Source organism: Marinobacterium sp. NO-S09 (assembly GCF_059179545.1).
Map to the genome: position 1 here is coordinate 3,214,351 of NZ_CP168954.1, position 11,113 is coordinate 3,225,463.

Annotated in this window: 8 protein-coding genes and 1 pseudogene; 8 read left to right on the forward strand and 1 reads right to left on the reverse strand. The window is 57.8% G+C overall.

What is annotated here, in order from left to right; genetic code table 11:
* Positions 1-15: 15 nt before the first annotated feature.
* The 8 genes and pseudogenes from ectB (at position 16) to O3C79_RS14855 (ending at position 10,578) form a co-directional block, all read left to right on the forward strand.
* Positions 16-1,272 carry a diaminobutyrate--2-oxoglutarate transaminase gene (ectB, locus tag O3C79_RS14820; protein WP_494383736.1) on the forward strand — a complete coding sequence of 419 codons (1,257 nt, stop codon included), beginning with the start codon at positions 16-18 and terminating at the stop codon, positions 1,270-1,272.
* On the forward strand, positions 1,272-2,549 hold the full coding sequence (gene doeA, locus O3C79_RS14825; protein WP_494383737.1) for an ectoine hydrolase: 1,278 nt from the start codon (positions 1,272-1,274) through the stop codon (positions 2,547-2,549). The genes ectB and doeA overlap by 1 nt, the downstream gene beginning before the upstream one ends.
* Positions 2,550-2,559: 10 nt before the next feature.
* Positions 2,560-3,930 carry an NAD-dependent succinate-semialdehyde dehydrogenase gene (locus O3C79_RS14830; protein WP_494383738.1) on the forward strand — a complete coding sequence of 457 codons (1,371 nt, stop codon included), beginning with the start codon at positions 2,560-2,562 and terminating at the stop codon, positions 3,928-3,930.
* Positions 3,931-4,152: 222 nt separating this feature from the next.
* On the forward strand, positions 4,153-5,016 hold the full coding sequence (locus O3C79_RS14835) for an MBL fold metallo-hydrolase (protein WP_494383739.1): 864 nt from the start codon (positions 4,153-4,155) through the stop codon (positions 5,014-5,016).
* 44 nt (positions 5,017-5,060) lie between these two features.
* Positions 5,061-6,794, forward strand: a complete 1,734-nt coding sequence (locus O3C79_RS14840) for a bifunctional protein tyrosine phosphatase family protein/NAD(P)/FAD-dependent oxidoreductase (protein ID WP_494383740.1) — start codon at positions 5,061-5,063, stop codon at positions 6,792-6,794.
* A 42-nt stretch (positions 6,795-6,836) separates the two neighbouring features.
* Positions 6,837-8,573 carry a SulP family inorganic anion transporter gene (locus tag O3C79_RS14845; protein ID WP_494383741.1) on the forward strand — a complete coding sequence of 579 codons (1,737 nt, stop codon included), beginning with the start codon at positions 6,837-6,839 and terminating at the stop codon, positions 8,571-8,573.
* A gap of 583 nt (positions 8,574-9,156) precedes the next feature.
* A pseudogene (locus O3C79_RS14850) lies at positions 9,157-9,468 on the forward strand (methyl-accepting chemotaxis protein); the annotation flags it as partial.
* Positions 9,469-9,576: 108 nt separating this feature from the next.
* The gene (locus tag O3C79_RS14855; RefSeq protein WP_494385798.1) at positions 9,577-10,578 is read left to right on the forward strand and encodes a substrate-binding periplasmic protein; all 1,002 of its coding nucleotides are present in this window, start codon (positions 9,577-9,579) and stop codon (positions 10,576-10,578) included.
* 16 nt (positions 10,579-10,594) lie between these two features.
* Here the strand turns inward: O3C79_RS14855 and O3C79_RS14860 are convergent, their stop codons facing one another.
* Positions 10,595-11,053 (reverse strand): methyltransferase family protein, encoded by a 459-nt coding sequence (locus O3C79_RS14860; protein ID WP_494383742.1) that lies wholly within the window; start codon positions 11,051-11,053, stop codon positions 10,595-10,597.
* Positions 11,054-11,113: the final 60 nt, after the last annotated feature.

The following is an 11,113-nucleotide window of genomic DNA, read 5'->3' on the forward strand; positions in this document are numbered from 1 at the left end:
CACAAGGAGATCAGCATGGAACTGTTCGAAAAGTGGGAATCCGACATTCGCGGTTACTCCCGAGCCTATCCGACAGTTTTTGCTTCGGCGTCTAATGCTCGTCAGGTGGATGAACAGGGACGAAGTTATATCGACTTCTTTGCCGGGGCCGGGGTGCTCAACTTCGGGCACAACAATCCACGCATGAAAGAGGCGCTGATTCGATTTATCGAATCTGACGGCGTCGCACATAGCCTGGATATGGCAACCACTGCCAAACGTGAGTTTATGCAGGCCTTTATCGATACCGTGCTCAAGCCACGCAACATGAACTACAAGATGCAGTTCATGGGTCCGACCGGCACCAACGCCGTCGAAGCGGCTCTGAAACTGGCGCGCCGGGTAACAGGGCGCTCACAGGTTATCGCTTTCAGCCAGGGCTTCCACGGCATGACACTGGGGGCGCTGGCCTGTACTGCCAACCAGTACTTCCGTAACGCCTCGGGCGTACCCTTGAACCACGTCAACCACGCGCCGTTTGAAACCACATCCGGGTGCGGCATGGGCTGCCTCAACACCCTGCGCGAATCGCTGGAAAACAGCTCCAGCGGCTATGAACCGCCTGCTGCCTTTATTATTGAAACCATTCAGGCCGAGGGCGGTGTCAACATCGCCAGCAAGGAATGGCTGCAGGAGCTGCAGAAACTGGCCCGTGATGTCGGTGCCCTGCTGATCATTGATGACATCCAGGTCGGCTGTGGCCGCACCGGCAGCTACTTCAGTTTCGACGATATGGGGCTGGACCCGGATATCGTCTGCCTGGCCAAAGGCATCGGCGGCTTTGGTACACCGTTGGCCATGAACCTGGTGAAACCCGAGCACGATGCGCACTGGCAACCCGGCGAACATACCGGTACCTTCCGTGGCCAGGGCTTCTCCTTTGTCGCAGGCCGCGAGGCGCTGCGTTACTTCGAAGATGACAGCCTGATGCAACAGACCCGCGAACGCGGCGAAATGATCAATGCCCGCTTGCAGTCCATCGCCGAGAAGTACAAGACCCAGGGTGTCGAAGTCCGTGGCAAGGGCATGATTCAGGCCCTGGATATCATGGATGGCGCCAAGGCCAAGGAGATCGCCAAGACCTGCTTTGAAAGCGGACTGCTGGTAGGCCCTTGCGGCGTAGGTGGCCGCGTTATCAAGTTGATCCCGCCACTGACCACTCCGGATGAAGACCTCGAACAGGGGCTGAGCATTCTGGAACAGGCCGTGGACAGCGTACTTGGAGGTGCCTGATGCGCGAACGCGATGATATGACCTTCCCGTTTGAGGAATACCAGCGGCGAATTGGCGACCTGCGCCAGCGCATGGCAAAACGCCTCCTGGATGTGGTGATCATCACCGATCCGGAGAACCTGATGTATCTGACCGATTATCAGACATCAGGCTACTCCTTCTTCCAGGCACTGGTCGTGCCCATCGACGACGAGCCCTACATGATTACGCGCATGATGGAGGAGTCAAATGTGCACGCCCGTACCTGGGTGGAAAAAACACGTCCCTACTCGGATACCGGTGACGCGATTCAGATGCTGATCGAATCTCTGCGTGAATTCGGCCTTTCCGAAAAAGTCCTGGGGTATGAGCGCAACAGCTATTTCTTTCCAGCCTATCATCAGGATTACCTGAAGACGGCATTTAAGGGCAGCCGCCTGATGGACTGTTTCGGCATCGTTGAAGAGGGCCGCAAGTGCAAATCCAGTTATGAACTGGATGCCATGCGCAAATCAGCAGAAGCGGCTCGCGCGGGCCTGTTTGCAGGTGTTGAAGCCTGTCAGGCCGGCGTCACCGAGAATGAAATCGGTGGCGCCATCAGCCAGGCCATGTTCGCCGCCGGCGGTGACTTCCCGGCCGTGATGCCCTATGTCACCTCTGGCCCGCGCACCATGATCGGTCACGCCACCTGGGAAGGACGCACCGTGCAACCCGGTGAGCATGTTTTTCTGGAAATCGGCGGCTGCTATCGTCGCTACCACACGGCGCTAATGCGCACCGTCATTTGCGGCGAACTCACGGATTCAATGTACCGCGCCCAGGAAACCATGAAGCTGGCCCTGCGCCAGATACGTGCTGAGATGCGCCCGGGATTGACCGTGTCGGATGCCGATCACATTGTTCGCTCCATCATTACCGATAACGACGTGGGCGCTCGCCTGATTACCCGCTCTGGTTACTCCATCGGGATCGCCTTTCCTCCCAGCTGGGATGAGGGCTATATCGTCAGCCTCAAGGGCGGCGACAGCTCAGTGCTGGAGCCCGGCATGACTTTCCATGTTATCCCCTGGATGTGGGGTGTGGACGGTGACAAGACCTGTGGTATTTCCGACACCTTCTATATAACCGACAAGGGGTGCGGCTCTTTCTTCGAAGATGTACCCCAGGATTTCTTCATCCGCCCAGGCAGCAGCACCAAGCCTGCCGCCAAGCCTGAAAAAGGCCCGGAGCTGGTGAAAGTACCGGCAAGCGAAGACAAGCAATCCGAGAAAAAACAGAAAGTCGCCGAGAAGCGCTAAGGAGGGATCTATGCTGACGGTTATTAACCCGACCAACGGACAGACCTTGCACTCCGTTCCGGCGCTGGATCGTGCCGGTATGGAGGCACGTATCGACACAGCCTTGCAGGGCTTCGGCCAATGGCGCAAGACCTCATTCAGCGAACGCGCCCAGTTATTACAACGCGTCGCCAACCTGATGCGCGCTCAGGAAGAGCGCCTGGCTCGCCTGATGACCGATGAGATGGGCAAGCCTATCAAGGAAGCCCGCGGGGAAGTGCAAAAAGCAGCCTGGTGCGCCGAGCACTATGCAGAGCATGGTGAAGCCTACCTTAAAACATATGACCTGGCGTCCGATGCCAGCCACAGCTACATTCAGCACCTGCCGTTAGGGCCGGTTATGGGCATTCTGCCCTGGAACGCGCCTTTCTGGCTGGCGTTTCGCTTCTGCGCACCCGCATTAATGGCAGGCAATACCTGTCTGATCAAGCATGACCCCCATGTGCCGGCGTGCGCTGAAGCCATCGCCGACCTGTTTGTACAGGCAGAAGCCCCTGAAGGCGTGGTGCAGAACCTGCCGCTGCAGACCCCGGATGTTGAAGCGGCCATTCGGCATAAGGCCGTACGTGCGATCTCATTTACAGGCTCCAGTGGCGGTGGCAGCAAAGTCGCTTCCATGGCCGCATCGGAACTGAAGCCAGCTGTACTGGAGCTGGGGGGCTCGGACCCGGCCATCGTACTGGCCGATGCCGACCTGGAACAGGCCGCCGATCTGATAGGTTTTTCCCGCATCATCAATGCAGGCCAGTCCTGCATTGCAGCCAAGCGCATCATTGTTGAAGCGCCCGTCTATGACCGTTTTGTTGAGTTGCTGGAAGCGCGACTGGCTCCCTTGAAAGTGGGTGACCCGGCCAATGAAGATACGGATATCGGCCCGATTGCACGTGAGGACTTGCGTGCCGAGTTGGCACGTCAGGTTGAGCAGACCAAGGCCGCCGGGGCCCGTTGTCTGCTGGGTGGCGAACCCCTGGATGGGCCGGGTTACTTTTATCCTGTCACCCTGCTGGCTGACGTGACCAACGACATGCCGGCCTGTCGAGAGGAAACCTTTGGCCCTGTGGCCGTGGTGTTGAAAGCTGAAAATGCCGAGCAGGCACTGGCTATCGCCAATGACAGCGAATACGGTCTGGCTGGCTCAATCTGGACAGACCGGGCACGTGGCGAAGCCATGGCTGCAGACCTGGAAACCGGTCAGGTGGTGGTAAATGGCCTCGTCAAAACCGACCCACGACTGCCCAGCGGGGGGATCAAGCGCTCCGGTTACGGTCGCGAGCTTGGACCTCACGGCATTATGGAGTTCGTCAATATCCAGCAAGTCTGGGTAGGCCCCAAGCAGGGCTGACCCTTAGCCTCCCTACCTGCAGGGCCTTGTCAGGCCCTGCACTTGTTTCGTCAGCTGCTTCAACATCCCTCCCTCTCCTGTCAAAACCCGCTGCTTTCCATCCAAGCATGAGCAAAAGTGCGTTTATAACGATTTGGTCTTTCCCTGGCCAAGCTTTCGATATTAGAATAAATTAAATCGTTATAAGTATATAACTATAAGCACTTAAGGATCGGAGGCGTTATGCAACCCAAAGTGACGGCATTTTTTGACGAGCCGACTTTCACCTACAGCTATGTGGTGCAAGACCCCACATCCCACCACTGTGCCATTGTCGACTCAGTGCTGGATTTCGATTATGCCGCGGGCAAAACCGATACGCGTTCCGCCGACGAGATCCTCGCATTCATCAAGGCAGAAGGCCTGAGTGTCGACTGGATTCTGGAAACCCATGTCCACGCCGACCACCTCTCGGCAGCCCCTTACCTGCAGGAAAAGACCGGTGCCAAACTGGCCATTGGTTCACACATCACGACTGTGCAGGATACGTTCGGCAAGGCTTTTAATGCCGGCACCGAGTTTGCCCGCGACGGCAGCCAGTTTGATGCCCTGCTCAAGGATGGGGATGAAATCCGTATCGGCGAGCTGACCGGTCAGGCCATGCACACACCGGGCCACACCCCTGCCTGTATGACCTATGTGTTCGGCGATGCCGCCTTTGTCGGCGATACCCTGTTCATGCCCGATTACGGCACTGCACGCTGTGACTTCCCGGGTGGCGATGCCCGCACCCTGTACCAGTCCATCCAGCGTGTTTTCTCCCTGCCCTCGGAGACCCGGCTGTTCATGTGCCATGACTACAAGGCACCAGGCCGCGACGAATATGCCAATGAAACCACCGTTGCCGACGAGCGCCAGAACAATATTCACGTCAAGGAAGGCATCAGCGAGGAGGACTTCGTCCGCATGCGCACCGAACGCGATGCGACGCTGGCCATGCCACGTCTGATCCTGCCCTCGGTTCAGGTCAACATGCGTGCCGGACAGATGCCGCCCGCCGAAGATAACGATCAGGTCTATCTGAAAGTACCGATCAACCTGTTCTGAGCCGTTTTGAAACGACAATAACTATAAGTGCCTCGGAGACAAACATGGATTTACATCAACTCACGCCCTTTCTCAGTGTCAGCCCCCAGATTACCGCTGCGGATGTGGGCCTGGCCGCTGCCAAAGGCTTCAAATCGATCATCTGTAATCGCCCTGAAAACGAGAGCGAAGATCAGCCGGACATGGCTGAAATCCGCGCGGCAGCAGAGCGTCATGGCCTGGCCTGGCATTATCAGCCGGTTATTTCGGGCCAGATTACCGATGCGGATATCAGCCGTTTTCGTGAGTTGATGGACAGCCTTCAAGGACCGGTCCTGGCGTTTTGTCGCACCGGTACCCGCTGCTGCACTCTCTGGGCACTATCCGAGGCCCATCACTTGGATGCTGATGCCATTCTCAATGCCGCACAAGATGCCGGCTATGACCTCAGCGCCCAGCGTGAACGTCTGCAGACAATGGCGACACCCGAGTCAGAGAGCCCGGTCAAAGCAACCGGGCGGCGCCATGAAGTATTGATTGTCGGTGGCGGTGCGGCCGGCCAGTCCGTTGCTGGCAGTCTGCTGCAGCGAAATCCGGACCTTGATATCGCCATTATTGAGCCACGTCAGGAGCATTACTATCAGCCCGGCTGGACGCTGGTCGGCGGGGGTGTATTCGAGCGCCGTGAAACCGTGCGCAACATGTCGGATGTAATGCCCCATCAGGTGAAGTGGTATCAGGCTGCTGCTCACGCTTTCGAGCCGGAACAGCGCCAGGTTGTACTGGAAGACGGTGAACGACTGGGGTACAGCATTCTTGTGGTTGCCCCCGGCCTGGCACTGGACTGGGAAGCCATACCCGGCCTGAAAGATACCCTTGGGCAGAATGGCGTCACGTCCAACTACCTGTTTGACTTGGCTCCCTACACCTGGGAGCTGGTACAAAGCACCCGCAAGGGCAAGGCCCTGTTTACCCAGCCGCCCATGCCGATCAAATGTGCTGGTGCGCCTCAGAAAGCCATGTACCTGGCCTGTGATCACTGGTCTCGCCAGTCGCGGCTCCAGGACCTCCAGGTCGAGTTTTGCACCGCCGGTGCAGCCCTGTTCGGCGTTGCCGACTATGTGCCGGCCTTGATGAAATACGTGGAAAAATACGGCATCCAGCTCAACTTCCAGCATAATCTGGTATCTGTCGACGGCTCGGGGAAAACGGCTGTCTTTAACGTCACCGACCCCGAGGGCAACACAACACAGATCGAAAAGGCCTTCGACATGATGCACGTCTGCCCTCCTCAGCGTGCACCGAAATTTATCAGCGAAAGCCCCCTGGCTGACGCCGCAGGCTGGATCGAGCTGAACCCGGAAACCCTGCAACACAGCCGCTATGGCGACATCTTCGGACTGGGCGATGCCGGCAACACACCCAACGCCAAGACAGCAGCAGCCGTTCGCAAGCAAGCACCCGTGGTCGCAGAAAATATCCTGCGTGCACTCAAGGGCGAAGCCCCAAGGGCTATCTACGACGGCTATGGTTCCTGCCCGTTAACGGTAGAACGCGGCAAGATCGTCCTGGCGGAGTTCGGCTACGGCGGCAAGCTGCTGCCCAGCTTCCCCGAGTGGCTGGTGGATGGCAAACAGCCCAGCCGTTTCTCCTGGATGCTGAAGGAAAAGATGCTGCCCTGGATTTACTGGAACGCCATGCTCAAAGGCCATGAGTGGCTGGCCAAACCGGAAGTATTGCTACACCGGCCAACGGAGCAGGAGGCCCAGGAAGCCTGCAACTTCGCCGACAAGAAATAAGCTCGCTTAATCGGCTCACCAATAAGCCGTAAGGATACTCGCATGCTAGAACGCTACCTCCCCATACTGCAGTGGCTCCGGATATATAACCGGAGCACATTTACCAGTGACCTGGTGGCAGCCTTGATCGTAACGATCATGCTGATCCCGCAGTCGCTGGCCTATGCACTGCTGGCCGGCTTGCCGGCGGAGGTCGGACTCTATGCCAGTATCCTGCCACTGGTGGCCTATGCCATTTTCGGAACCAGCCGCACCCTGGCGGTTGGGCCGGTGGCCGTGGTGTCGCTCATGACCGCCGCAGCAGTTGGCAACCTGGCACTTCAAGGCACTGCGGAGTACCTCGCGGCCGCCACAGCGCTGGCCTTTATTTCCGGCGGCATCCTGATTCTGATGGGGCTGATGCGACTGGGCATCCTGGCCAATTTTCTCAGCCATCCGGTTATTTCAGGTTTCATTACTGCTTCCGGCATTATCATTGCCGCCAGCCAGCTCAAACATATCCTGGGGGTCGACGCCTCAGGTCATAATTTGCTCGACATTTTGTTGGCTCTGGGTTCCAAACTGAACCAGATCAACCTGCCGACACTGGTGATCGGTGTTACCGCAACCGCGTTCCTGTTCTGGGTGCGTAAACAGCTCAAGCCGATGTTGATCAACTTCGGCATGGGCGAGCGTCTGGCAGATATTGTTGCCAAGGCTGGGCCTGTACTGGCGGTTGTCGCCACCACAGTCGCAACCTGGGGACTCAGTCTTGATGAACAAGGCGTTAAAGTCGTAGGCGAAGTCCCCACCGGCCTGCCCGGCCTGCATCTGCCCAGCTTTGACGCCGATCTCTGGCAGCAACTGTTTGTCTCTGCACTGTTGATCAGCGTAGTGGGCTTTGTCGAATCCGTGTCTGTGGCACAAACCCTGGCCGCCAAGCGCCGCCAGCGTATCTCTCCGGACCAGGAATTGATCGGCCTGGGGGCTTCCAACGTGGCTTCAGCAGCCTCCGGCGGCTTCCCGGTGACCGGCGGCTTTTCCCGCTCGGTGGTCAATTTCGATGCCGGTGCGGAAACCCCAGCGGCCGGTGCCTTCACGGCGGTGGGTATTGCCATCGCGACCCTGGTACTGACACCGCTGATCTTTTTCCTGCCCAAGGCAACACTGGCGGCCACCATTATTGTTGCTGTGCTGTCACTGGTGGATCTGAGCGCGTTAAAACGCACCTGGAACTATTCCCGCAGTGACTTTGCCGCCATGCTGGCGACCATCGTGTTAACCCTGGTTGAAGGCGTGGAGCTTGGCATAATCGCCGGCGTCGGCCTCTCCGTGCTTTTGTATCTCTACCGCACCAGCAAACCCCACAGCGCCATTGTCGGCCGTGTGCCGGGCACTCAGCATTTCCGCAACGTGGACCGGTTCGATGTGGAAACCTGCAAGCGTGTACTCACCTTGCGTGTGGATGAGAGCCTCTATTTTGCCAACGCACGTTATCTGGAGGATCGTATCTACGATCTGGTCGCCAATCAGCCTGAACTGGAACATCTTGTCTTGATGTGTCCGGCAGTCAACCTGATTGATGCCTCGGCGCTGGAAAGCCTGGAGGCGATCAACCAGCGGCTGCAGGACAGCGGAGTGCGCTTCCACCTGTCTGAAGTCAAAGGGCCGGTTATGGACAAACTCAAGCTGACCCACTTCCTGGATGAACTCACCGGTGAAGTATTCCTGAGCCAGTACGATGCCTGGCAAACCCTGAGTAAGGCTGAACAGGTGAAAGCCGTCGCAGCAACCAGCTAACACCTGTCGCAAAACAGCTGCACCACTCAGGTGCAGCTGCACGCGCTTGGCGCCCTCCTGAATACCCTCACCTTTATCACAGGCCGCAAATACGCCGAAGCCTTTACTGGAACGAAATTTGCTTTACCCGCAATAAAGATATTGTGGAGCCTCCATCATGCTATTTCGTCGCCATCGCCGTCCCGGCCCTTCCAGTCAAACACTGGTGGAACTGCTGTCACATTTGCAAACAGCCCAACTGGATGAACGCAGCCTGCCAGACCCCGCCCTGCGCCAGTGTCTGGTCGAACTTCAAGGGCAACTAAGGACTCAGGAAAGCTCACATCAGGGCGGTGCTCTGCACACCCTGACCCAGTCCATCGCCGGCCTGCTGCAACGTGTGCAGCTGTTCACGGGTCACGCCAACCGCGCCCTGGCGCAACAGGAGGGATTGATTCAACAGATGGACCAGCGTTCACAACAGCTGGAGCAGGAACTGAACGCAGCCGCTGACAAGGTGGGCCAGTCCTGGGATGAAGTGCGTCAGCTGCAACATACGCTCCGTGAAACGGTGGGCGATACCAGCAATGCCGTTATTGACGCGATGGAAGGCATCGCCGGCAAGCTGGAAGCCAAGGCTGACAGTGCCCACGCCGTGCTGGAAAACATCACCCGCATCGGTGCGCAAATCAACCTGCTGGCATTGAATGCTGCCATCGAAGCCGCACGCGCAGGCGAACACGGACGAGGCTTCGCAGTTGTAGCCAACGAAGTGCGCAATCTGGCCGAAGTCACCGTAAAGCATGTGGAGGAAGCCCGGGAGCAGCTCAACTTCTCGGCCATAGAAGAAGATCTGTCCAGCCTGCGCCAACACAGCATGGATAAACTGGAAGCCTCCGATGAGGCTGTTAATTTTTCCAGCGAACGACTGGGCAAGCTGTTCAGTCATATCAATGACGATATTGGCCAGGTGCGTGAGAATACCGATATCCTGTTTGAAACCCTGCACCTGCTGCAAGACGTGATGGGGCGTGTACAGGACAAGCAAACCTGGATCAGTGAGCTCGCGGCTCAAGTCGGCCAGGGGCTGGAGCACCTGCCTGCGGATATGGAGAACCTCTCCTCTGCCCAGATGCCGGTCGAGCGCATGAACCGACAGCTTGGGCTCAGTCGGGGGCAAGATCGCCTCAACCTGATCCGGCAGCGTGGCAGCCTGCGCGTTGCCGTGGAACCCCAGTTTGTCGGCCTGTCGTTCCGACAGAAACAGGGTAGCGCTCTGAGAGGCCTTGATATCAGTTACGCCGAAGCTCTGGCACGTCACTTGGGCATACGCTGTGAGTTTGTCGAAACACCCTGGGACCTGTGCACCGAGCGCCTGTTCAGCAGCGACAAACCCGGCGGTGCACCGGCGGATATCGTGATCAGCGCCCTGCCGCCTGACGAAGACTACGCCCACGTCGCCTATTCCGAGCCCTACACCTACCTGCACTGTGTACTGGCGCGTCGCAAAGGCGACAGCCGAATCAGCCAGATCAAAGACCTTCAGGGTAAGACTTTAGGCATCATAAACGACCCTGCTGCCTTTGCCGTGCTGGAGAGCCTGGGTGTCGGTACTGAAGCCGGCAATAAAACCCAGCTTTCCAACCTGCTGGCGTACTCCGACCAGAGCCGCATCCACGACTGCCTGGCTAACGGCATTGTCGATGCCTTCATGGTCGATTTGCCGATCTACTACTGGGCCTGTAACAACCCTGAAAGTCCCTGGTACGACAAGATAGAGATCCTGCCCGGCAACCTGGCTGAACAATCCTACTTCTATTCCATGGCCGTAGCCGCAGATCCGGAAAATGCGAACCTGTTAAGCGAGGTGAATCAGTTTATTGCCCAGTTCAAATCCACACCGGAGCGCAACCGCCTTGAGCAGGAATGGCAGGGTCAGGTCATTACTGACACCCTGAGCCACCGGGATTTGCCCGGCAATCTGAAGGGAATGGAGGAGCTGCAATCCATGTTCAACGCAGCGTGAAGGCTCTCGAATACTGTCAAAGCCAGCGCCTGACGCGCTGGCAGTAAGCCCGGTATTCATCTTCAAACAGGCGCGTGAGCGTGCGTTCTTCAGGCAGAATTTGAAACCGGGTAATCCAGAATACAAACAGCGCCCACCCCAGCGGAGCCAACAGCCAGCCCAAGTACACAGACCAGGCGACCAGCATCAAGAGAAGAGCCAGGTACATGGGGTTGCGGCTGTAGCGATAGATCCCGTGAGCGACCAGACAGCTGCTTTTCTCGGGGCAGTGCGGATGCACGGTAGTGCCGGCCCGAAAGAAATGCGCGACGGCCATTACCGCGAGCAGCAAGGAAACTCCCAAGGGCAGCAGCGCCCAGCAAGGTGCAATCGAAACGCTCAGGCTTGAGGGTGTAATTCGCTGCCCGCCATAGATCAGCAAGGCAACCAGTACAGTCACCAGCGGTGGCGGCAGTTTTAACTCAAGGGCTGACATCTGCCTCGGCTCCATCGGTAGAAACACAGTGCAGCTACCAGAGCACTTTCATCACCTCTG